Below are 20,802 nucleotides of genomic sequence, written 5' to 3'. Positions count from 1 at the left end.
CCCCAAGTGGTTAATGTTAGTTGCTAGAGGTAACTAGCAGGTTCAGATTTCGCCAGAGTTCAAAATGACTTCCACGAAATTTGCCTCCCTGGCGGCGCGAATCGAGCGCTTCCCGATCGCCGGCAGCTTCACCATCAGCCGGGGGGCCAAAACCGAGGCCGTGACTGTCGTGGCGGAGGTCAGCCGGGACGGGCTGACCGGCCGCGGCGAGTGCGTACCCTATCCCCGCTATGGCGAGACCCCCGAGGCGACGCTCGCGGCCGTCCAGGCGATGCAGCAGGCCGTCGCGGGCGGGCTGACACGGCAGGCCCTCCAGGCCGCCATGGCGCCCGGTGCGGCCCGCAACGCTCTCGATTGCGCCCTGATCGACCTCGAGGCCAAGGCGGCAGGCCTGCGCGCCTGGAACCTGCTCGACCGCCCGGTGCCGGGCGAGCGCACCACCGCCTACACGATTTCGTTAGGAACGCCCGAGGCCATGGCCGCCGCGACCGCCAAGGCGGCGCACCGGCCCCTGCTCAAGATCAAGCTCGGCGGCGACGGCGATCCCGAGCGGATCGCGGCCGTCCGCAAGGCCGCCCCCGAATCGGAACTGGTGGTCGATGCCAATGAGGCCTGGACCGAGGCCAATCTGGAAACCAACCTTGCCGCCTGCGCCGCCGTCGGGGTCACCCTGGTGGAACAGCCGCTGCCGGCAGGAAAGGACGAAGCGCTGGCACGGATCAAGCGCCCACTCGCGGTCTGCGCCGACGAGAGCGTGCATGACCGCTCGTCGCTTGCTCCCTTGCGGGACCGCTACGACGCCGTGAACATCAAGCTCGACAAGACCGGCGGCCTCACCGAGGCGCTCGCCATGGCGGACGCCGCGCAGGTGCTCGGCTTCGAGATCATGATCGGCTGCATGGTCGCGACCTCGCTGTCGATGGCGCCGGCGATGCTGGTGACGCCGCAGGCGCGCTTCGTCGATCTCGACGGTCCGCTGTTGCTCGCGCGCGACCGCGCCCATGGACTGCGTTATGACGACAGCCTGGTCTATCCGCCGGACGCCTCGCTCTGGGGCTGAGCCAAAAGCCGGTGCCGCGCCGACCAGATCAGAACCGCGCCGCCGGCAGCCATCGCCGCCATGACGTAATACAGGCCGTCGCCGATGCGGGCGTAGATCGCGCCTGACGCGATCGAGGTCGTGGCGCCCAGCAGGCCGTTGCACGCGGCATAATAGCCCTGCCCTCGCGCGATCTGGTGCTGCGGCACGCGCTGCACCAGCAGGTTCATCGTGCCGACGATGGTCATGCCGAAGCTGAGGCCGTGACCGAGCTGGACGATCGCGAGCAGCGCGAGCGGCGGCTCGCTCGCGGTGACGATCCAGCGCAACACGGCGCTGAGCCCCCCGATCGCGATCATAATGGAGGGATGGAGCGAAAAGCGCGGCGACAGCGCGAACACGACGATCTCCGCGATCACGCCCAGCGTCCACAGGGTCGCGATCGTCAGTCCACTGATCCCATGGAGCTGCCAGTTGATGGCCGAGAAGGTGTAATAGGCGACGTGGCTGCCCTGGATCAGCGCCGCCGAGACGATGACGGCCCAGAAGCCGGCATCGCGCAGCAGCGCCTTGCCGGCGTGCCTCTCCGTCGTCTTGCGCCTGACATCGTCCAGTGGTTGAAGCAGCAGGCTGGCTGCGACCGCAACGACGGCCCAGGCGACGATGACCCAGATCAGGTCGCGCGCGGCGATGCTGTCGACGAGATAGCCGCAGGCGAGCGAGCCGGCGGCGAAGGCGGCCGAGCCCCACAGCCGCAACGGTCCGTAATCGAGCCCGTAACGGGCGACGCCGCGTAGCGCATAGGCGTCGGTCAGCGGCATCGTCGGCGTCCACATCATGCAGGTCAGCGCGTAAATCACGAACAGCGCCAGCGGCTGCTGCTGCAGTCCCACCGCCGTAAAACCAATCGCGGTGGCCAGCACCGACACCATCATGGCTGCGCGAATGGCCTGTCGCTTTTCGGCAAAGGCGGTGACTTGCGGCAGCGTGGTGAAGCGCGTGATCGCAGGCAGCGCGTTGATGAGCCCGATCCAGGCCGCATCGATGCCGATCGCCTTCAGCCACACCGGGAAGAACGGCAGATGCGTGCCCGAGACCGCGAACACGGCCGAATAGAACAGGGCGAGGCTGACGGCGAATCGCCGCTTCTTGGATGCAGCGATGGGAATTTGTGATTCGGACTGCATCAAACCAATTGCGATTCGGTCGATATCGTGGTGATCGTTACATTAACGCGCAGTGATTTGCGCGACGAGATTGCCATGGCCAACGAAGCATTCGCCCTCTCGCCCATGTCTGCCCGCGCGGCCGAGCCGAACGAGCAGGATTACGACGCGATCCGCGAAGCCTTCATGGAGACCGCGCGCGGCCGCTGGTTCCTCGGCGAATACGCCAGGCGCAACCGCAATGCCGACACCCGCATGGTGCTCGATGCGGTCGCCAAGATCGAGGAAACCCTTGCGGCGCAGCGACAACCCGTCGTCGAGGATCGCCTGCCCGAAGCGCTGGTCGAGATCCGAAGCGCCATTCGCGAGGCCGAGACCATCGCGCTCGCGGCCTTCGATCCCGCAGCGATCGAGGCGAGCCTCGCGCCGATCCCGCGCGGGGTGCGCATCATCAAGGAGATCTCCTGGCGCTGGCGCGAGATCGGCGCCGACGGACGGATCTGCGACCTCATTGATTCGCAGCTCGCCTCGATCGAGGCCGCCTGCGGACAGGCCCAGGCCATCGATCCCCGTGTCGAGCTCAGGATTGCGTTCGATCTGCTGAAGGATCGGGTCGATCAGACCGAGGGCGGCGCAACGCCGCAGGCGGCGGCCCGGGCGCCGGTGCAGGAGCCGGCTTCACCTATCGCCGAAGCGCCTGTCGAGACCACGACCGCGCCGACGGCCAGCGAGACGCCCGGTCCTGTTACGGAGCCGCCGCAGAACATCGCGGCAGCCCCCGAGCCGGAAGCCGCCGTGGATGCGACCGGCGCCGCCACAGCGTTTGCCGCTGCCGAGCCGGCACTGGAGACGGCCGCCACGCCGGAGATTGCGATCGAAAGCCGGACGGCTGTCGAAAGCCAAATCGCCGTTCAAGACACTGCGCTCGACCAGGCCGTGCCTGAAAACGGCACCGCTGAAGAGACTGCGCCTGACGACGTCTCGTTTGAGGTCTCGACCGCTGACTCCACCGCCGTCGCCGACGCGTTCACGCTCGATGCGGCCGCGCAGGCCGAGGACGATGCCGTGCTCGAGGCCATCGCGCTGGAAATGGCCGCGCCCGATCCGGAGTTCGACGAGATCATCGCAGCGGCCGAGATGGACGTGGCCGTTTCGGAGCCGATGGTTGCAGCGCCCGTCGCTGCCGAGCTGCCGGAGCCGATCGCCTCTCCGCCAGTTGTCGCCCCCGTGATGGAAGAGCCCGCCGCCGACGCGCCGATCGCGATGGACTCGCTTGCGCGCCTCACCGACGCCATCGCGGAGGCCGCGGCCGAGGTGATGGAGCAGCAGGCCCCGGCGATGGCGGCCGCAGCCAATTTCTCCGCGGCCACGCCGCTGCCCACGCCCTCACCCGTTCCAGAACCCTCGCTCGGCGCCACCATCCTCGCCAGCGGCATCCTGCAAAAACCCCGCGCACCGGCCAACGACCCGCTCGCCCCAATCCGCCGCATGACCCAGGCCGAGAAGATCGCGTTCTTCTCGTAAAGGGGTCCCTGCCTTCTCCACCGTCATTGCGAGCGCAGCGAAGCAATCCAGAGTCTTTCCGCGGAGGGATTCTGGATTGCTTCGCTGCGCTCGCAATGACGTGCTGAGATAGCGAGCGTTACTTCACCCGCAATTCCAGATCGGCCCGATCGGCGTGCGCGTCCAGCACGGGCCATAGCTGCCGCCGTTGTAGCGACCGCCGTAGAAGCCGGGACGGCCGAAATAGTGCCACTCGCCGTCCCAGCGGTAATATTGCGGAACCGGATCGATGTACCAGTGCCGGCGGTCGTTGCGCGCGAGGCGCCGCATCGCGTCCTTCTGCTTGTAGAGCGGAATGCTGTTGCTCAGCGGCTGGCGATAGCCCGGCAGAAAGCCATAGCCTTTCCACACCGGCTTGGGACGCTTTTGCACGGGCTCGGCGGGCGCGACCGCGGGCAATAGAGATAGGATGACAGCAACGAATAGACACAGAAGGCGGGACATGGATCGACGATAGACGCTCGCCTGCCGGAAGACCATTCAAATTCGAGTGGGAGGCTTTTTGCCGCTTCGACATATCGGCCTGTCCCGATAAACTTGCCAAGCGCAGCAGGAGCTGCGCGAATAACTTGCTGAGTGAACGTATGCCTGAAACCCCGCACGTCGGCGCTTTCGCCATCGTTCCAAGCAACGATCTTGCCGCTGCAATTCCGTTTTGGGAGCGCCTCGGCTTTGCGCGCAGCGGCGGCGATGCCGGCTATGTCATCATGACCGGCTGGGGATGCGAGGTACATCTCACGCCCGCCGGCGATGGTCCGTGGCGGGTGCCCGAGCACAATCCTTTCGGCATTTTCATCCGCACGCCCGACGTCGAGGCCATCGCTGCGCGGGTGGACGATCTGATCATCCGTCCCGGCGGCGTGCTGCGCCATCGCGAATGGGGCATGTATGAAGCCGGCATCAACGGACCCGACGGTCTCCTCGTCCGGATCGGCTGGCCGTCGGAACTGATGCGCAATCGAGCTAGCTGATCACACCCTTCCGGATCAGGAAGCAGCCATAGCCCCTGATGTCGCCGACCTGCACGACGCCAAACCCTGCAGCCGCCGCACGATAGAAATCCGGCCGCGAGAGCTTGCCGGGAGTGATGGCGTGGCCGACGGCGCGTTCGATTTCCGTGAGCACCGCGCGCTGCACGTCGGGCATGCGGTCGGGATCGTCGACCGGCGCCATCACGCGCACCGGATCGGGATCGAAATCGTCGAGCGGATAGACCGACATGATGGCCCGGACGGCAGTCTCCATCGTCATGCCCGGCAGCTGGATCAGGCGCTGCGACGATGTCGAGCGGGCGATGTGCGTGGCGGGGTGGTTGGCATCGACGACCACGAGGTCGTCGCCGTGGCCCATCGAGGCGAGCAGCCAGAGCAGGTCTGGGGTCAGGATCGGATCGATCGATTTCAGCATGTGACGGCGGTTCCTCCCAATCGATCGCTAACCATAGCAGGTTCCAAGCGTGATTCAGATCACGTCCGCGGCCATGGTGACAGGGATCACGGTCCACGCCCTCGAACGCGACGAAGCTTCCTCGCAACCAATCTCGCATCGAGATCAGTGCCAGAGGAGCACGCCATGTTCCGCCTAAAGCCTCTGTTGATGACGGCCAGCCTCGTGGGAAGCCTGTTCGGCTTCGCCTGCGGGCCCGTTTCCGCGCAAGTCGCTCCGGTCCAGCCTGCCCCCACTGCGCTGCAAGGCCCGGAGCAGCGGGTGGCGCTGGTGATCGGCAACGCGAACTACCAGCACGCACCGCAGCTTGCGAACCCCGACGATGACGCCCAATCCATGGCGCAGTTCCTGAACTCCGCCGGCTTCGAAGTGGTCGCAGCGACCGATTTGACCCAGGACGACATGATCCGCGTCGTTCAGGACTTCTCCGCCAAAATTGCTTCGCGCGGTCCGAACACAGTGGCGATGGTCTATTATGCCGGTCACGGCGTGCAGCTCGCCGGTGAGAACTATCTCGTTCCCGTCGATGCCAAGGTCTCCAACCCGACCGAGCTCGTCAACAATTCGGTGCGCCTCGTCGACGTGATGTCGACGCTGGAGACGATCCCGAGCCGCATGCGCATCGTCATCCTCGATGCCTGCCGCAACAACCCGTTCCCTGAAGTCAACGACGCCGGCCGCGGCCTTGCGATCGTCGATGCGCCGAACGGCTCGATCGTCGGTTACTCGACTGCGCCGGGCACTGAGGCCCTCGACGGCACGGGTGGCCACAGCCCGTACACGCAAGCCTTCCTGAACGTCGCGCGCGAGCCCAACGTGCCGATCGAGCAGCTGTTCAAGCGCGTGCGCCTGCAGGTGAACCAGTCCACCAGTGGCGCGCAGATTCCGTGGGAGAGCTCCTCGCTCACCTCGGACTTCACCTTCTTCGGCGACACCGCTGTCGCTGCCAACCGCGCGCCGGTGAAAGCGCCGGTGGTGCAGGTGGCCTCCAACCTGCCGAGCCGCTCGACCCGCCAGGCTTATGATTACGTCGTGTCCGAGGGACGGCCGGAATACTATCAGGAGTTCATCCAGATGTATCCGCACGACCCGCTGTGCGACCACGTCCGCTGGCTGCTCAACAATATCCTGCTGTCGCAGGCCTGGCACAAGGCGGTGCTCGTGAACTCGCCGCTGGGCTACAAGACATTCTATGAGAGCTATGGCGACAGTCCCTACGCGCAAGTCGCGCTGAAGCTCGAGGCACAGCCAAAGCAGATCCCGTTGATGCAGGCGACCAAGTTCCTGGCGCCGCAGAACGTCACCCCGAGTTTGAAGTCCGGCAACCTCGGCCAGCCCAAATACATGCCGCTGATGCAGCAGGGTAATGGTGGTTCGCAGATGGGCGGCAATCTTCCGGTGCTGCAGAAGCCGGCCGACGGCAATGTCATCGGCAAGCTCGGCAATGGCGGCCAGATCGCCAACCTGCCCGCGCCGACCAACACGACCAACAGCAATGGTGGAACCGGCAAGATCGTGACCTTGCCTGTAACCAACACCGTGCCGAACGGCAGTAATGCCAACGGCAAGCCGGGCAAGATCGTGAGCATGCCGGTGAATGTCGGCAAGGGCGGCTCGACTGTCGAGGTGAAGCCGGTTCAGACGCAGGACCACCCGATCCGCGTCAACAACGGCAACACCGGCATCGTGAAGCTGAACAACAACCCGGTGAACAAGGTGCAGGTCCAGAACAATGTCCAGAACAACAGGCCGCAGTTCAATGCGATGCCGAACCGCATGGTCAACAGCAACAACAACTTCCGGCAATCAATGAACCAGGCGCCGAGCATGAGCAATGGCGGCAATCGCCGCGGCGGCTTCATGCACTGATCGCGCGGAGCAGACGGTGCGCTCCCTCCCCCGCCTGCGGGGGAGGGTTGGGGAGAGGGTCTCTCCACAACGGGACAATCCCCAAGAGGAAAAAGCCCTCACCCGGCACTGCGTGCCGACCTCTCCCGCAAGCAAGCGGGAGAGGTTGCACCGAGCAAGTGGCGAGTTTGATCCACAAGATCAGCAGAGACGAGAAGGGGCAGAGCGGCGATGCTCTGCCCCTTCTTTCATGTCAGTTTGGGGGCCGCCAGGCGCAGCCCCGGAATGACGACTAAGCCACCAGCTCTGCGAACAGATCGGCATCGACATTGCCGCCGGAGAGCACGATGACGACGTTCTTGCCGGCCACATCAAGGCGGCCCGCAAGTAGCGCAGCCAGACCCACCGCGCCGCCGGGCTCCACCACGAGCTTCAGCTCGCGATAGGCGAAGGCAACCGCAGCGCCGACCTCGGCATCCGATGCCGTCACGCCGCGCGCCAAGAGCTTGCTGTTGATCGCAAACGTCATCTCGCCGGGGATCAGCGCCATCAGCGCATCGCAGATGGTGCGGCCGGCCGGCGGATGCGGCTCGCGATGACCTGCGCTCAGCGAGATGCCGTGATCGTCGAACGCCTCGGGCTCGGCCACGACGATCTCGGCTCGCGGATAGCGCGCCTTCACCGCGGTCGCGACGCCCGCGATCAGGCCGCCGCCGGACGCGGGCGCCACCACGATATCGGGGGCGAGGCCGAGGCCTGCCATATCTTCCGCGATCTCGCGGCCGGCGGTGCCCTGCCCTGCGATCACGAAGGGATCGTCGTAAGGCCGGACCAGCGTCGCGCCGCGCTTCTCGGCGATGCCGCGCGAGATCGCCTCGCGGTCGTCCTTGTCGCGATCATAGAGTACGACCTCGGCGCCGTAGGATTTGGTGCGCTCGCGCTTCGACAGCGGCGCATCCGCGGGCATCACGATGGTCGCCTGCATGTCGAGGATCTTTGCCGCCGCCGCCACGCCCTGGGCGTGGTTGCCGGAGGAGAACGCGACGACGCCGCCAGCGCGCTTGTCCTGCGGGATCGAGAACACCTTGTTGAAGGCGCCGCGGAACTTGAAGGAGCCGGTGCGCTGGAGCATCTCCGGCTTCAAGAACACCTTTGCGCCGACGCGCTCGTTGAGCACGGGAAAGGACAACAGCGGGGTGCGGATGGCGTAGGGCGCGATTACGCGCGCTGCGGCATCGATGTCGGCGGGGCCGATCGGGAGGAGCTGTTCGGTCATGGCGGAATGTTATCGCGGCCGAGGAGGCCCGGGCAAGACACCTCCACGCGAGGGATTTACCCCGTCAGGCGACCCGGCGGGGCTGTTCCGCGCGGTTTCGGCCGGGCAGCACCGCGCCGACCGCCAAAATGCTGTCGATAAAGACCCTCGCCGAGGCCTCCCAGGTGTAGTTGGCCGCGAACGTGACACAGTCTTGCCGGGAGATCCCGAGCGCCGCGAAGCAGGCGTTGCGCAGATCGTGATCGAGCACGCCGACCGGCGCGTCGCCGATCACGTCGCGGGGTCCCTTCACCGGGAAGGCCGCCACCGGCAGGCCGCTCGCCAGCGCTTCCAGGAGAACGAGGCCGAAGGTATCGGTCTTGCTGGGGAATACGAAGACATCGGCCGCGGCATAGATGTCTGCCAATTCCTCGCCGTGCTTCTCGCCGAGGAAGATCGCATCGGGATAGGCCTCCTCCAGCGAAGCCCGCGCGGGGCCGTCGCCGACGACGACCTTGGTGCCGGGCAGATCGAGATCGAGGAAGGCTTCGAGATTCTTCTCCACCGCGACGCGGCCGACTGACAGGAACACCGGCGCCGGCAGGCAGAGATCGACCGCGCGGGGGTGGAACAATCCGGTGTCGACGCCGCGCGGCCACAGCACGACGTTATCGAAGCCGCGTTCGGTCAGCTCGCGGGCAAGCGCAGGCGTTGCCGCCATCACGGCGCGGCTTGCGGTATGGAAGCGGCGCAGCGCCCGCCAGATCAGCGAGCCCGGGACCGGCACGCGGGCGCGGACATATTCGGGGAAGCGGGTGTGGAAGCTGGTCGTGAAGGGCAGCCTGCGCTGGCGGCAATAGCGGCGGACCATCAGCCCGATCGGCCCCTCCGTCGCAATGTGGATGCTGTCGGGGCGTGCCTCCTCGATCAGCCTCGCGATTCGCGCCGGGCGCGGCATGGCGAGCCGCACGTCGCGGTAGCTCGGCATCGCGAAGGTGCGGAACGATTGCGGCGTCAGGAACGTGAACTCGACGCCAACACCTTCAAAGCTGAGCCCTTTGGCGGCATCAGCCAGCTTGGTCAGCGTCCGAACCACACCGTTGACTTGCGGGTGCCAGGCGTCGGTCGCGACCAGGATGCGCATCAGGCGGCCTCTGTCATGCAGCTCTGGCTGCAACCTGCGGGACGGCGGCCGGTTTCTGCAAATGATCCGCCCAGGTGATGATCTCGAAATGGCCGTCCTCGTGCTCGACGAGAGCGGTGCAGCTCTCGACCCAGTCGCCGCAATTCATGTAGCGAATGCCATTCTCGTCGCGGATCACGGCGTAGTGGATGTGGCCGCAGATCACGCCGTCGGCTTCGTGCCGCCGCGCCTCGGCGGCAAGCGCCTGCTCGAACGCGCCGATATAGTTGACGGCGTTCTTGACCTTCTGCTTGGCCCATTGCGACAGCGACCAATAGGGCACCTTGAACAGACGGCGGAAGAAGTTGACGAGGCGATTCATCTGGATGGCGAAGTCGTAGGCCTTGTCGCCGAGATGGGCGAGCCAGCGCGCGTTCTGCACCACGAGGTCGAAGATGTCGCCGTGAATGACGAGATAGCGCTTGCCGTCGACGCCGGTGTGGACGGTGTTCTCGACCACGTCGATGCCGCCGAAATGCGTGCCGTAATAGTTGCGCAGGAACTCGTCGTGATTGCCGGGGATGTAGATGATCTTGGCACCCTTGCGGGCCTTGCGCAGCAGCTTCTGCACGAGATCGTTGTGGGATTGCGGCCAGTGCCAGCTCGATTTCAGCGCCCAGCCATCGACGATGTCGCCGACCAGATAGATGGTGTCGGCATCATGGTAGCGCAGGAAGTCGAGCAGAAGATCGGCTTGAGAACCGCGGGCTCCGAGATGAACGTCGGAGATGAACAACGTGCGAAAGCGCCGCTCCGGGCTCTCGTCACTCACATCGTAACTTCCCATGCGCCAGCCTGTAACAATGTCCCGTGACAGGGGGATGACCGATTGAACCCTGGAGGCACCCTCAAATACGAATCACGCCTTGCCTCGCCCTCCCCGCGAATATCAGCCGCATGCGACAATCAGGCGACATGGCGCCGCAGGAGGCGCCGGGACCCTGCTCTTGTCTGAGGCAATCTCCCCGCGGCACATCCTTCGAGACGCCCGCTGTTGGCGGGCCCTCAGGATGAGGACCGAGTGTGCGCCCCTGTTTCAACGGGCACAGTGCTGCTGAGCCTCATTCTGAGGAGACCGCTGGACGCGGTCGTCTCGTTAGGATGGGGCGCGCGCTCAGGCGCCGGCCCCGCGTCAGTAGAATCTGTGGAGATGATGGATCGGGCCGTGACCATGGCCGACGCTGAAGCGGTCGGCGGCCGCGATCGCCGCGCTGATCCAGGCCTTGGCGTTGCGCACGGCGCTTGCCAGATCCTCGCCCTTGGCCAGCCCCGCCGCGACCGCCGAGGATAGCGAGCAGCCGGTGCCGTGGGTGTTGCGGGTGGCGATGCGGGGCGCTGACAGCGCGAGCGTGTGCTCGGCATCGACGAGATAATCGGTGCTCTCGGCACCCTCGCCGTGCCCGCCCTTGATCAGGACCGCGCGGCAGCCCAGCGCCAGCAGGCGGCGCCCCTGGCGTTCGATCTCCGCCTCGCTCGCCGCGACCGGCTCGTCGAGCAGCGCCGCAGCCTCCGGCAGGTTCGGCGTGATCACCGAGGCCAGCGGCATCAGCCTGGTGCGCAGGGCATCGACGGCCTCGGATGCGAGCAGGCGATCGCCTGAGGTCGCGACCATCACGGGATCGAGCACGACATGCCCCGGCGACCAGCGCGACAGCGCGGCTGCGATCGCATCGATGCTGGCGGCCTGGGCGACCATGCCGATCTTCACCGCGCCAATATTCAAATCGGAAAACACGGCGTCGATCTGCGCGGTGACGAATTCCGCCGGCACGGCGTGGATGCCGGTGACGCCGCGCGTGTTCTGCGCCGTCAAGGCCGTGATGACGGAGGCGCCGTAGACGCCAAGCGCCGCGAACGTCTTCAGGTCGGCCTGGATGCCGGCCCCGCCGCTTGAGTCGGAGCCGGCGATGGTGAGTGCGACCGGGGTCGTCATCGCCGGACAGATTTGCAGGACACAGGTACCACCATGGCCTGTCCTAGCGCGCCCGTGGAGCACCGGCAAGCGCGCCGGGCCGGCGGCCCGCCATGATTCGCGATCGGTGCGCGCACTGCGAATCACGGCCGAGCCCCGCCACCGCAATTGTGCGGGCTTGAAAATGCAACTGCACCGGGCCCTTGGTATAGTCTCGAACTGCTTCGCCGATGCGCGACGCGTTCAGGTGGTGGAGCTGTCTGGCGATACCGACGTCCGGGCCGCCCGGCCCGCGAGCCGCCTGCAACGGAATCTTGGGGGGTGGAACGATGTGGGCCTTTTTTGAACGTCTCCTCGACTCGTCCATGCTTTCACCGCACGGCATCTGCCTGCTCTGGGAACCTGAGCTGATCTGGCTTCACGTCGTGGCCGATGCCTGCATCGCGGCCGCTTATTTCTCGATCCCCTTTGCGCTTGCGATTCTGGTCACCAAGCGGCGCGACCTCAAATTCGGCTGGGTCTACTGGGCCTTCGCGATCTTCATCATGGCGTGCGGCCTCACCCATGTGCTCTCGATCTACACGCTCTGGGTCCCGATCTACGGCATCGAGGGCATCGTCAAGGCGGCGACCGCGGTGGCATCCGTGGTCACGGCCGGCGCGCTCTGGCCGCTGCTGCCGAAGATCCTGACGATCCCCTCGCCGTTCGAGCTGCGCCAGGTCAAGGCCGCGCTCGAGGAGGAGGAAATCAAGAGCCGCGACGCCACGCTGCTGCTCCAGCAGGTCAGGGACGCGCAGCGTGCGATGCGCGAGAGCGTGACGCGCCTCACCGCGATCGTCGAGACCGCAGTCGACGGCGTCATCCTGTTCGATGCGCAGGACCGCATCCTGCTGTTCAATCCGGCCTGCGAGCGCCTGTTCGGCTATGCCGCCGACGAGGTGATGGGCCGGAACGTCAGGATGCTGATGCCCGAGGCGGATGCCGGGCCCGACGGCCAGGCAAGGCACTTCGCGACGGCCGGCGAGGCCACCGGCCTGCGCAAGGACGGATCGACCTTTCCGATGGACGTGTCGGTGGGCCAGGCCCGGCAGGACGGCGAATCGATCTTCGTCGGCATCGTCCACGACCTGACCGCGCGCAAGCTGACCGAGCAGCAACTCCAGCAGGCGCAGAAGATGGAAACGGTCGGTCAGCTCTCCGGCGGCATCGCCCACGACTTCAACAATCTGCTCACCGTCATCATCGGCAACGCCGAGCATCTGAGCGAGCAGCTCAATGCCAGGCCCAACCTGCGACGCTTTGCCGACGACATCGCCCAGTCGGGCGAGCGGGGTGCCGAGCTGACGCAGCGCCTGCTCGCATTCAGCCGCCGGCAGCTGCTGCAGCCGCAGACGATCGATTGCCGCGGCCTGCTCGAATCCATGTTCAAGCTGCTCAAGCGCACCTTGCGCGAAAACATCGAGATCAGGACGGCCTCCGGGCCCGGCACGATCCTGGCCTTCGCAGACCGCGCCCAGCTCGAATCCGCCGTGCTGAACCTTGCGCTCAACGCACAGGATGCCATGCCGGCCGGAGGTCACCTGACCCTGAGCACGGAGCTGGCGATGCTCGACGAGCACTATCGCGCCGCTCACCCCGAAGTCGCCTCCGGCGGTTATGCGCTGATCTCGATCACCGACGACGGCGAAGGCATGACGCCGGAGGTCACCCAGCGCGCTTTCGAGCCCTTCTTCACCACCAAGGAGGTCGGCAAGGGCTCGGGCCTCGGCCTCAGCATGGTCTATGGCTTCGCCAAGCAATCAGGCGGCCACGTCTCGATCTACAGCGAGCCGGGCCTTGGGACCACGGTCCGGATCTACCTGCCGCGCGCGGACGCCGGGCAATCACAGCCCGACCTGCCCGACGGCGAGGAGGCGGCGCCGCGCGGGTATGAGACGATCCTGATCGCCGAGGACGATCCGTTCGTGCGCTCCTCCGTCATTCGCCGGGTCGAGGCGCTCGGATATCGCGTCGTCGCCGCGGTCAACGGCAAGGAGGCCCTCCAGCAGCTGCGCGCCGACCCCGGCATCGACATGCTGTTCACCGACGTCGTGATGCCCGGCGGCATGAGCGGCTGGGAGCTCGCGGACCAGGCGCGGCGAATTCGCCCCGGTTTGCCGGTCCTGTTCACCTCGGGCTATGCGCTGGAGACCCTGGTCGAGCAGGGCCGCGCGCACGCCCAGGCGATCGTGCTGACCAAGCCCTATCGCAAGGCCGAGCTCGCCCAGCGGCTCAGAGACGCACTGGCCACAGCGGTCGTGGCCTCCTGAATCCCGGCAAGTGTGCTTGCTAAATCGTGCCGGTTTTGGCCTATTGGCCGGCAGATACGCTTTCGGAGTCCCCGCGATGGTTCCTTTTTTCGTCCAGATCAAATGCAAGCTCGGCCAGTCCTACACGGTCGCCAATGCGCTTGCCGAAGCCGAGATCGCTTCCGAGATCTACTCCACGGCCGGCCAATACGACCTGCTCGTGAAGTTCTACGTCGACAAGGACACCGACATCGGCCATTTCGTCAACGAGAAGGTGCAGGTGCTGCCGGGCATCCAGGACACCCTCACCATCATCACGTTCAAGGCGTTTGGCACCGGCTAAAGCAGGATCCGCAAAAAGTGCGCAGCGGTTTTCCGGAAAGATCATGCGCAAACAACAACCTCAAGCGCGATGACGATTCATCCAGATCTCATCGCGCTTCAGCCCGCCAGCTAAGTTGCGTCCTTGCGCTTGGGCCGCGGCGGGCCGTCCACCGGCGGCAGCGATTTGAGATAGTCCGCCATCGCCGCGATATCCTCGTTGGACAATTGCGAGGTGTTCTTGATCACGCGCGTCATCGCGCCGCCGACGCTGTCGCCGTCGGGCAGCTCGCCGTTCTTGAGGAAGTAGGCGAAATCCTTCGTGCTCCACTCGCCGAGGCGCTTCTGGGTGATGTTGGGTACCCAGCCCTCACCTTCCGGATTGGGCCCGCCGGCAAAGCGCTGGCTGGAGATGATACCGCCCAGCGCGTTGCGCGGGCTGTGGCATTCGGCGCAATGACCAAAGCTGTTGACCAGATAGGCGCCGCGATTGAATTGCGGCGACTTGCTGCCGTCGGCAATCAGCGGCTTGTCGTCCAGAAACAGGAATTTCCAGATGCCGACATTGCGCCGGATGTCGAAGGGAAAGCGTATGTCGTGGTCGCGTACCTTGCCGGTCACGGGCGGCAGCGTCTTCAGATAGGCGAAGAGATCGAGCACGTCCTCGCGCCTGGCGTACCGGTAGGACGTATAGGGGAAGGCGGGAAAATAATGCTGCCCGGCAGGTGAAACGCCCTGCATCACCGCATTGACGAAGTCGGTCTCCGTCCATTTGCCGATACCGTCGGTCGGATCGGGCGAGATGTTCGGCGCGTAGAACGTCCCGAACGGCGACTTGATGGCGACGCCGCCACCGAGCCGGACACGATCGGGCTGGTCGGGCGTGGTGTGGCAGGAGGCGCAGCCGCCGGCGTTGAACATCGCTTCGCCATTGGCAAGGTTTGCGATGTGGGCGGGCCCACCGCCCGCGGCCGCCACGACCGGCGCGCTGAGCCACCAATAGACGCCCGCGGCGACGACCGCGGCGAGCAGGCCTGCGAGAATTGTTCGTTGCAACATGCGTATCCATTCACTCGTCGCGGCGAACTTATGGCCGATGTTCTCGCGGCTCCAACCACGAAGAATTTAGCCCGCCCCGGCCGGCAACGGGAATAAACTGAAATGCCGGCTGTTGGAAGGTTGGCAGCCCGAACGGGTTCAGCAGGGAGAACGTCATGAACAAGACTGTCTTTGCCATGTTAGCGCTCGGTGCCGTGACCTTTGCAGGCCCGGCCTGCGCCGAAAAGCTCAAGGCAACGCTCGATGCCAAGTCCGAGGTGCCTGCGACAAGCAGCAGCGCCACCGGAACCGCCGACCTGAACTATGATGCGGCCAGCAAGAAGCTGTCCTGGACCGTCACTTATTCGGGGCTCTCCGGCCCCGCCACCGCCGCGCATTTCCACGGGCCAGCCGAGGCCGGCAAGAACGCCGGCGTGGCGGTGGCGATCCCGAATGCGGCCACAAGCCCGGTGAAGGGCGAAGCGACGCTGACGGACGCGCAGGCCGCCGATCTGCTTGGCGGCAAGTACTACATCAACATTCACACCGCGGCCAATCCCGGCGGCGAGATCCGCGGTCAGGTGACGAAGTAAGCCGCAACGCTGCTTCGTTGCGCGAAGGCCGGGCGCAGGAGGGGCGTCCGGCCTTTTCGATTCCAACCGTGCTCAGGCCGCGTTCAGTGCCTGCGCGAGATCGGCGATCAGGTCGGACGGGTTCTCGATGCCGATCGAGAGCCGGATCGTGGAATCGAGCACGCCGATTTTCTGGCGGATGTCGGCGGGAACGCCGGAATGCGTCATCGTCGCGGGCAGGCTCGCGAGCGACTCGGTGCCGCCGAGACTCACCGCCAGCTTCAGGATCTGCAGCGCGTTGAGGAATTTGACCGCCGCTGCCTTGCCGCCGACGATGTCGAAGGAGAACGTGGAGCCGGCGCCCAGGCACTGCCTCGCGAACACGCGCCCCGGGGGCGACGCCTCCTCGTGATGACCGAGGTAATGGACCTTGGCGACCTTGGGGTGATCGCGCAGGAAATCAGCCACGAGGCGCGCATTGCCGTTGGCCTTCTCCATGCGAAGGCTCAGCGTCTCGAGCGAGCGGTTGATCATCCAGCAGGAATGCGGATCGAGCTGGGTGCCGATGGCACCGCGCAGCGCCTTGATGCCCTTCATGACCGCCTTCGCGCCGAGTGCGGCGCCCGCGATCAGGTCGGAATGGCCGCCGACATATTTCGTCAGCGAATATAGCGAAATATCCGCACCATGCTCGATCGGCCGCTGAAACACAGGCCCGAGCAGCGTGTTGTCGCACGCGATGATTGGCGTGTGTCCCTGGGCCTTGCCGATGAAATCGGCGATGCGACGGATCATGGCAACATCGACCAGGCCGTTGGTCGGGTTGGCCGGCGTCTCGATCAGGATCATCGAAACGCGTCCCTTGCGCATCGCCTCTTCCGCGGCCTGCCTGACCGCAGTCTCGTCGATGCCGTCGGAGAAGCCGACGGCGCCGATCGACAGACGCGCCAGCGTGTTGGTCAGCAGCGTTTCGGTCCCGCCATAGAGCGGCTGGGAGTGCAGGATGACATCGCCGGGGCGGACGAAAGCCAGGATCGTGGTCGAGATCGCGGCCATGCCGGACGAGAACAGCGCGCAGCTCTCGGTGCGCTCGTAGACCGCGAGCCTGTCCTCGACGATCTCGCTGTTCGGGTGGTTGAAGCGCGAATAGACCAGGCCCGCGCCCATGCCTTCCGGCGGCTCGCGCCGGCCGGCGACATAGTCGAAGAAGTCCTGCCCGTCCTCGGCGGTCTTGAACACGAAGGTGGAGGTCAGGAACACCGGCGGCTTGATCGCGCCTTCCGACAGCTGCGGATCATAGCCGTAGGTCAGCATCAGCGTCTCGGGATGCAGCATGTGATTGCCGATGTGGGTCTTCGACGGAAACGGTTTTGCCATGGCTGTCTCGCTGTCCTGATTCAGGTGCTCGCCGTGGGTTGGAACTCCTGACGTCATGAGGCAGTCGGGAAAAGATGCGCCGACTCGCATCAACGCCACGGCCGTTGCTGCGAAGATAACTGCTCGGAGGACGATCCGTCAGACCTCGCGAACAGAAAAAGGGCGGCTGCTTTCGCAACCGCCCTTCCATCGTTCCGATGGTGTCTAGAGCCCCGAATGAGCGAAGCGGCATCCGGGACAGATTATCAGCGCGGCTGGATTTCCCGGATATCGCTTCGCTCATCCGGGATACGGGCTGCGCGCCTCCGCCTCAGCCGTTCTTCACGCGATAGGTCTCGTGGCAGCCGCCGCATTCCTTGCCGATGGCGGGCATGTTCGCCTTGAGCGAATCCAGGTCCTTGATCTTGCCCTTGGCCTCGCTGACGACCTTGGCGAAGCTTGCGATCTTGGCGTCGAAGCCGGCCTTGTCCTCCCAGACCTTCGGCGAGGTCGAGTAGTCGCCGTCGAGCTTCACGCCCTTGGCGCTGGCCGGAAACAGGTTCGGCAGCTTCTTGGCGGTATCGCCGAACTGCGCCAGCGCGCTGTCCACCGTGGCCTGGTCGTAGGGCTTCTCGCCCTTGACCATCGCCGACATCGCGCCGGCGTTCTTGCCGTTGCCCTTCATGAGGGTCTGCACTTCCTTGAGGGAGTCCTGTTGCGCCCAAACCGCGCCCATCCCGAGCAGCAGCGCGCCCCCAACAATCAACACTCGCTTCATTCGCAAAATTCCCTTTCCCTGATGATAGGATCGTGCCGACCCCTCCATGGGCCAACACCGATTGGCAGATTTCATTCCATCCGGAGCGCGACGATAAAACGTCGCACTCCGGATATGTGGGTGAGCCTAAGAGGCGTTCCGCTTTTGCTTGGGCTTACAGGCTGTGGCGGCGGTGATGCTCGCTGATCGCGATCCACACCCGCTCCGGCGTTGCCGGCATGTCGATGTGGTCGATCTTGTATTCGCGCCAGAGCGCGTCGACGATGGCGTTGACCACGGCGGGACAGGAGCCGATCGCGCCGGCCTCGCCCGCCCCCTTCACGCCCATCGGATTGGTCTTGCAGGGGACATTGTTGGTCTCGAACACGAAGGCGGGGCCATCAGCCGCCCGCGGTAGCGCATAGTCCATGAAGGTCGCGGTGATGAGCTGGCCGTCGTTCGGCCCATAGACCACCTGCTCCATCAGGGCCTGGCCGATGCCCTGCATGGCGCCGCCATGGACTTGCCCAGCCAGCAGCAGCGGATTGAGCGTCTTGCCGAAATCGTCGACGATCACGTAGTTGACGATCTTGATGATGCCGGTGGCCGGATCGATCTCGACCTCCGCGACATGGGTGCCGTTCGGATAGGTGCCGTCGGCGCTGGCGAAGGTCGCGCTGCCGTTCAGCTTCGAGGGATCGGCGCCGGGCCGCTTGGCGAGATCGGCGAAGGAAATCGAGCGGTCGGTGCCGGCGATCCGCACCACGCCTTCCAAAATCTCGAGGTCGCCTGCGCTGGCTTCCAGCGCTTGCGCGGCGAACTCCTTCAGCTTCTTGCCGAGATCGCCCGCAGCGCGCTCCACGCAAACACCGCCGGTGGGGATCGAGGCCGAGCCGCCGGTGCCGAGACCTGTCGCGATCTCGTCGGTGTCGCCCTGACGGACGTGCACGCGCTCCGGCGCCAAGCCGAACTGCTCGGCTACAATTTGCGCATAAGCAGTCTGGTGGCCCTGCCCACTCGACTGCGTGCCGATCAGCACGGTGACGTCGCCATTGGGATCGAGGCGGACATTGGCCGTCTCTTCACCCATCACGCCGCAAATCTCGACATAGCTCGCAAGACCGATGCCGCGGATCAGGCCGCTCTTCTTGGCAAGCTTCGCGCGCCGGGGAAACTCCTTCCACTCGGCGATCTCCATCGCGCGCTTCAGATGTGCGGCGAAATCGCCGGAATCATAGACCTTGCCCGTGGCCGTCTTGTAGGGCAGCGCCTTCGGCGGAATGAAATTCTTGCGACGGATGGCATCCGGCGTCATGCCGAGCTTTCGCGCGCAGGCATCGACCAGGCGCTCGATGACGTAGGCGGCCTCGGGACGGCCCGCGCCGCGATAGGCGTCGACCGGCACGCTGTGGGTGAAGATGGTGCGCACCCGGCAGTGGAAGGCCTGGATGTCGTAGAGGCCCGGCAGCATGCCGGCGCCGCCATGGGGAATGTAGGGTCCGAAGGTCGACAGATACGCGCCCATGTCGCCCATCAGGTCGCAATCCATCGCCAGGAACTTGCCGTCCTCGGCGAGTGCCATCTTCGCCGTCGTGACGTTGTCGCGGCCCTGCGCGTCACCCATGAAATGCTCGGTGCGGTCCGCCGCCCACTTCACCGGTTTCTTCAATCTGCGCGCTGCGACAGCCATCAGCGCGTATTCCCGGTACGGAAACAGCTTCGTGCCAAACCCGCCGCCGACGTCGGGGCAGATCACCCGCATCTTGTCGGTGGGGATGTTGAGCACGTTCTGGCACAGGATGTCGCGCAGGCGATGGCTGCCCTGGCTGCCGATCGTCAGCGTCAGATGGTCGCGCTTGGCGTCGTATTCACAGACAGCCGCGCGCGTCTCCATGAAGCTCGCGACCACGCGCGGATTGACGATCGAGATCTCGGCAATCGCATGTGCCTTGGCGAAGGCAGCCTCCGTCGCGGCCTTGTCGCCGATCGAGACGTCGAACAGGACGTTGCCGGGCTTGTCGGGCCAGACCTGCGGTGCGCCCTTCTTGACGGCGTTGACGACGCCGGTCACCGCCGGCAGCGGCGACCATTTGACGTCGATCGCCTCGATCGCGTCGCGGGCCTGGTCGATGGTCTCGGCGACGACGAAGGCAACGGCATCGCCGACGTGACGCACTTCGTCCTTGGCCAGGATCGGGTAAGGCGGGCCGGTGAACGGATCGGTCTCGAGGTTGAACAGGCAGGGCAGATTGCCGAGATCCCCAACGTCGTCGGCGGTCAGGATCAGCGCGACGCCCGGCAGGCCGCGGGCGCGGCTCGCATCGATGGTGTATTTGGCATGTGCATGCGGCGAGCGCAGCATCAGGCAGCGCAGCGCGGCCTGCGGGGCGTAATCGTCGGTATAGCGGCCCTTGCCGCGGATGAGCGCGTCATCCTCCTTGCGCAGCACGCTTTGGCCAACGCCGAACTTGATGGGAGCCGCCATTTTGTCTTCCCGTTCTCATGGTTGTTTTGCGGGCCATATTGCCGTGGAAAAACTGGCAAGGCAAACGGGTTTGGGCCAGGCGCACGGGTCGCGAGCGCGGAAAGCGCCGCACCCCCGTCACCGTGCCGGCCAGATTGCGCCGCGCAACAAGACCTCATCCTGAGGGGCCCCTCAAAAAGAAGACGCCGCCCACCTTGAAAGGTTACATCCCACTGCGGCTCCACAAAGCCGTCGCTCGGTCTCGCAGCCTGTCGAGCGCACGCTCAGGCGCGATGTGGTCGATCTCGCCACGCGTCAGGCCGATGTCCATCAACTCCCTGTCGCTCAGCTCGTGCAAGGCGACCCGTGGGCTGCCACGCGGCACCCAAAACGCGCGCCAATATCGCTTGAGCAGGCTCAATGCATTGGAGAAGTCGGGGCGAGGCCGCGCGGCGTCGACCTCCGTCTCGGAGGTGATGTTCGTCAGTTGTGGTGGCATCGGACGCTCCTGCTGTTGAGCCGGCAGGGAGCGTGGCCAAAGAAAAGGCCCCGTCCGATGCCGGCGGGGCCTGGTGGAAAAGATGTCGTCGTCGA

Annotated in this window: 19 protein-coding genes; 7 read left to right on the top strand and 12 right to left on the bottom strand. The window is 65.4% G+C overall.

Annotated elements, in window-relative coordinates:
• The first annotated feature begins 64 nt into the window (after window positions 1–64).
• The gene (gene dgcA, locus P6U31_RS13065) at window positions 65–1,060 is read left to right on the top strand and encodes an N-acetyl-D-Glu racemase DgcA (RefSeq protein WP_407188836.1); all 996 of its coding nucleotides are present in this window, start codon (window positions 65–67) and stop codon (window positions 1,058–1,060) included.
• Here dgcA and P6U31_RS13060 read toward each other — a convergent pair.
• Window positions 1,030–2,226 (bottom strand): MFS transporter, encoded by a 1,197-nt coding sequence (locus P6U31_RS13060; RefSeq protein ID WP_407188834.1) that lies wholly within the window; start codon window positions 2,224–2,226, stop codon window positions 1,030–1,032. The two genes, dgcA and P6U31_RS13060, sit on opposite strands and share 31 nt — an antisense overlap.
• A 75-nt stretch (window positions 2,227–2,301) precedes the next feature.
• Here P6U31_RS13060 and P6U31_RS13055 point away from each other — a divergent pair, with 75 nt between their 5' ends.
• Window positions 2,302–3,729, top strand: coding sequence for a hypothetical protein (locus tag P6U31_RS13055; protein WP_407188833.1), 1,428 nt, complete (start codon window positions 2,302–2,304; stop codon window positions 3,727–3,729).
• Window positions 3,730–3,852: 123 nt separating this feature from the next.
• Here P6U31_RS13055 and P6U31_RS13050 read toward each other — a convergent pair whose 3' ends face one another.
• Window positions 3,853–4,248 carry a hypothetical protein gene (locus tag P6U31_RS13050; RefSeq protein WP_407188831.1) on the bottom strand — a complete coding sequence of 132 codons (396 nt, stop codon included), beginning with the start codon at window positions 4,246–4,248 and terminating at the stop codon, window positions 3,853–3,855.
• Window positions 4,249–4,352: 104 nt separating this feature from the next.
• Here P6U31_RS13050 and P6U31_RS13045 point away from each other — a divergent pair, with 104 nt between their 5' ends.
• Window positions 4,353–4,739: a VOC family protein gene (locus P6U31_RS13045; protein ID WP_407188829.1), complete on the top strand. Its 387-nt coding sequence runs from the start codon at window positions 4,353–4,355 to the stop codon at window positions 4,737–4,739.
• Here P6U31_RS13045 and P6U31_RS13040 read toward each other — a convergent pair.
• The gene (locus P6U31_RS13040; protein WP_407188828.1) at window positions 4,732–5,175 is read right to left on the bottom strand and encodes an RbsD/FucU family protein; all 444 of its coding nucleotides are present in this window, start codon (window positions 5,173–5,175) and stop codon (window positions 4,732–4,734) included. The two genes, P6U31_RS13045 and P6U31_RS13040, sit on opposite strands and share 8 nt — an antisense overlap.
• 165 nt (window positions 5,176–5,340) lie before the next feature.
• On the opposite strand from P6U31_RS13040, the gene P6U31_RS13035 reads away from it, so the two are divergent.
• Window positions 5,341–7,083 (top strand): caspase family protein, encoded by a 1,743-nt coding sequence (locus P6U31_RS13035; RefSeq protein ID WP_407188826.1) that lies wholly within the window; start codon window positions 5,341–5,343, stop codon window positions 7,081–7,083.
• 271 nt (window positions 7,084–7,354) lie between these two features.
• On the opposite strand, the gene P6U31_RS13030 is transcribed toward P6U31_RS13035, so the two are convergent.
• The 4 genes from P6U31_RS13030 to thiD form a co-directional block, all read right to left on the bottom strand.
• Entirely contained in the window at window positions 7,355–8,338 is a 984-nt protein-coding gene (locus tag P6U31_RS13030; RefSeq protein ID WP_407188825.1) for a threonine/serine dehydratase, read from the bottom strand.
• Window positions 8,339–8,402: 64 nt separating this feature from the next.
• Entirely contained in the window at window positions 8,403–9,461 is a 1,059-nt protein-coding gene (locus P6U31_RS13025; RefSeq protein WP_407188824.1) for a glycosyltransferase family 4 protein, read from the bottom strand.
• Between the two features lie 13 nt (window positions 9,462–9,474).
• Complete coding sequence (locus P6U31_RS13020; protein ID WP_407188822.1) at window positions 9,475–10,287, bottom strand: UDP-2,3-diacylglucosamine diphosphatase; 813 nt, start codon at window positions 10,285–10,287, stop codon at window positions 9,475–9,477.
• 345 nt (window positions 10,288–10,632) lie between these two features.
• The gene (gene thiD, locus P6U31_RS13015; protein WP_407188820.1) at window positions 10,633–11,433 is read right to left on the bottom strand and encodes a bifunctional hydroxymethylpyrimidine kinase/phosphomethylpyrimidine kinase; all 801 of its coding nucleotides are present in this window, start codon (window positions 11,431–11,433) and stop codon (window positions 10,633–10,635) included.
• A 344-nt stretch (window positions 11,434–11,777) separates the two neighbouring features.
• Here thiD and P6U31_RS13010 point away from each other — a divergent pair, with 344 nt between their 5' ends.
• Both P6U31_RS13010 and P6U31_RS13005 read left to right on the top strand, forming a co-directional pair.
• Complete coding sequence (locus tag P6U31_RS13010; RefSeq protein WP_407188818.1) at window positions 11,778–13,721, top strand: PAS domain S-box protein; 1,944 nt, start codon at window positions 11,778–11,780, stop codon at window positions 13,719–13,721.
• A 76-nt stretch (window positions 13,722–13,797) separates the two neighbouring features.
• The gene (locus tag P6U31_RS13005; protein ID WP_018642903.1) at window positions 13,798–14,043 is read left to right on the top strand and encodes an Lrp/AsnC family transcriptional regulator; all 246 of its coding nucleotides are present in this window, start codon (window positions 13,798–13,800) and stop codon (window positions 14,041–14,043) included.
• Between the two features lie 110 nt (window positions 14,044–14,153).
• Here P6U31_RS13005 and P6U31_RS13000 read toward each other — a convergent pair whose 3' ends face one another.
• On the bottom strand, window positions 14,154–15,080 hold the full coding sequence (locus P6U31_RS13000) for a c-type cytochrome (RefSeq protein WP_407188816.1): 927 nt from the start codon (window positions 15,078–15,080) through the stop codon (window positions 14,154–14,156).
• A gap of 155 nt (window positions 15,081–15,235) precedes the next feature.
• On the opposite strand from P6U31_RS13000, the gene P6U31_RS12995 reads away from it, so the two are divergent.
• Window positions 15,236–15,652 (top strand): CHRD domain-containing protein, encoded by a 417-nt coding sequence (locus P6U31_RS12995; RefSeq protein ID WP_407188815.1) that lies wholly within the window; start codon window positions 15,236–15,238, stop codon window positions 15,650–15,652.
• A gap of 72 nt (window positions 15,653–15,724) precedes the next feature.
• Here P6U31_RS12995 and P6U31_RS12990 read toward each other — a convergent pair whose 3' ends face one another.
• The 4 genes from P6U31_RS12990 to P6U31_RS12975 form a co-directional block, all read right to left on the bottom strand.
• Window positions 15,725–17,008 carry a cystathionine gamma-synthase family protein gene (locus P6U31_RS12990; RefSeq protein ID WP_407188814.1) on the bottom strand — a complete coding sequence of 428 codons (1,284 nt, stop codon included), beginning with the start codon at window positions 17,006–17,008 and terminating at the stop codon, window positions 15,725–15,727.
• Between the two features lie 310 nt (window positions 17,009–17,318).
• Entirely contained in the window at window positions 17,319–17,765 is a 447-nt protein-coding gene (locus tag P6U31_RS12985) for a c-type cytochrome (RefSeq protein WP_407188812.1), read from the bottom strand.
• 154 nt (window positions 17,766–17,919) lie between these two features.
• Window positions 17,920–20,229, bottom strand: a complete 2,310-nt coding sequence (locus P6U31_RS12980) for a xanthine dehydrogenase family protein molybdopterin-binding subunit (RefSeq protein ID WP_407188810.1) — start codon at window positions 20,227–20,229, stop codon at window positions 17,920–17,922.
• Between the two features lie 202 nt (window positions 20,230–20,431).
• Window positions 20,432–20,707 (bottom strand): DUF1127 domain-containing protein, encoded by a 276-nt coding sequence (locus tag P6U31_RS12975; RefSeq protein WP_407188809.1) that lies wholly within the window; start codon window positions 20,705–20,707, stop codon window positions 20,432–20,434.
• Between the last annotated feature and the right edge of the window lie 95 nt (window positions 20,708–20,802).

This window comes from Bradyrhizobium centrosematis (assembly GCF_045571495.1).
Taxonomy (GTDB): domain Bacteria; phylum Pseudomonadota; class Alphaproteobacteria; order Rhizobiales; family Xanthobacteraceae; genus Bradyrhizobium; species Bradyrhizobium centrosematis.
Note: the sequence above shows the minus strand (reverse complement) of the source record. Positions and strands in the feature narration are given on the sequence as shown.

What these genes read in the sequence shown, in the direction of transcription:
- P6U31_RS13025 (WP_407188824.1), bottom strand. Translation starts at nt 9,461, where the DNA reads ATGCGCATCCTGGTCGCGACCGACGCCTGGCACCCGCAAGTCAACGGT.
- P6U31_RS13005 (WP_018642903.1), top strand. Translation starts at nt 13,798, where the DNA reads ATGGTTCCTTTTTTCGTCCAGATCAAATGCAAGCTCGGCCAGTCCTAC.
- dgcA (WP_407188836.1), top strand. Translation starts at nt 65, where the DNA reads ATGACTTCCACGAAATTTGCCTCCCTGGCGGCGCGAATCGAGCGCTTC.
- P6U31_RS13045 (WP_407188829.1), top strand. Translation starts at nt 4,353, where the DNA reads ATGCCTGAAACCCCGCACGTCGGCGCTTTCGCCATCGTTCCAAGCAAC.
- P6U31_RS13020 (WP_407188822.1), bottom strand. Translation starts at nt 10,287, where the DNA reads ATGGGAAGTTACGATGTGAGTGACGAGAGCCCGGAGCGGCGCTTTCGC.
- P6U31_RS13035 (WP_407188826.1), top strand. Translation starts at nt 5,341, where the DNA reads ATGTTCCGCCTAAAGCCTCTGTTGATGACGGCCAGCCTCGTGGGAAGC.
- P6U31_RS12985 (WP_407188812.1), bottom strand. Translation starts at nt 17,765, where the DNA reads ATGAAGCGAGTGTTGATTGTTGGGGGCGCGCTGCTGCTCGGGATGGGC.
- thiD (WP_407188820.1), bottom strand. Translation starts at nt 11,433, where the DNA reads ATGACGACCCCGGTCGCACTCACCATCGCCGGCTCCGACTCAAGCGGC.
- P6U31_RS13030 (WP_407188825.1), bottom strand. Translation starts at nt 8,338, where the DNA reads ATGACCGAACAGCTCCTCCCGATCGGCCCCGCCGACATCGATGCCGCA.
- P6U31_RS12990 (WP_407188814.1), bottom strand. Translation starts at nt 17,008, where the DNA reads ATGGCAAAACCGTTTCCGTCGAAGACCCACATCGGCAATCACATGCTG.
- P6U31_RS13050 (WP_407188831.1), bottom strand. Translation starts at nt 4,248, where the DNA reads ATGGTCTTCCGGCAGGCGAGCGTCTATCGTCGATCCATGTCCCGCCTT.
- P6U31_RS12975 (WP_407188809.1), bottom strand. Translation starts at nt 20,707, where the DNA reads ATGCCACCACAACTGACGAACATCACCTCCGAGACGGAGGTCGACGCC.
- P6U31_RS13055 (WP_407188833.1), top strand. Translation starts at nt 2,302, where the DNA reads ATGGCCAACGAAGCATTCGCCCTCTCGCCCATGTCTGCCCGCGCGGCC.
- P6U31_RS13010 (WP_407188818.1), top strand. Translation starts at nt 11,778, where the DNA reads ATGCTTTCACCGCACGGCATCTGCCTGCTCTGGGAACCTGAGCTGATC.
- P6U31_RS12995 (WP_407188815.1), top strand. Translation starts at nt 15,236, where the DNA reads ATGAACAAGACTGTCTTTGCCATGTTAGCGCTCGGTGCCGTGACCTTT.
- P6U31_RS13040 (WP_407188828.1), bottom strand. Translation starts at nt 5,175, where the DNA reads ATGCTGAAATCGATCGATCCGATCCTGACCCCAGACCTGCTCTGGCTG.
- P6U31_RS13060 (WP_407188834.1), bottom strand. Translation starts at nt 2,226, where the DNA reads ATGCAGTCCGAATCACAAATTCCCATCGCTGCATCCAAGAAGCGGCGA.
- P6U31_RS13000 (WP_407188816.1), bottom strand. Translation starts at nt 15,080, where the DNA reads ATGTTGCAACGAACAATTCTCGCAGGCCTGCTCGCCGCGGTCGTCGCC.
- P6U31_RS12980 (WP_407188810.1), bottom strand. Translation starts at nt 20,229, where the DNA reads ATGGCGGCTCCCATCAAGTTCGGCGTTGGCCAAAGCGTGCTGCGCAAG.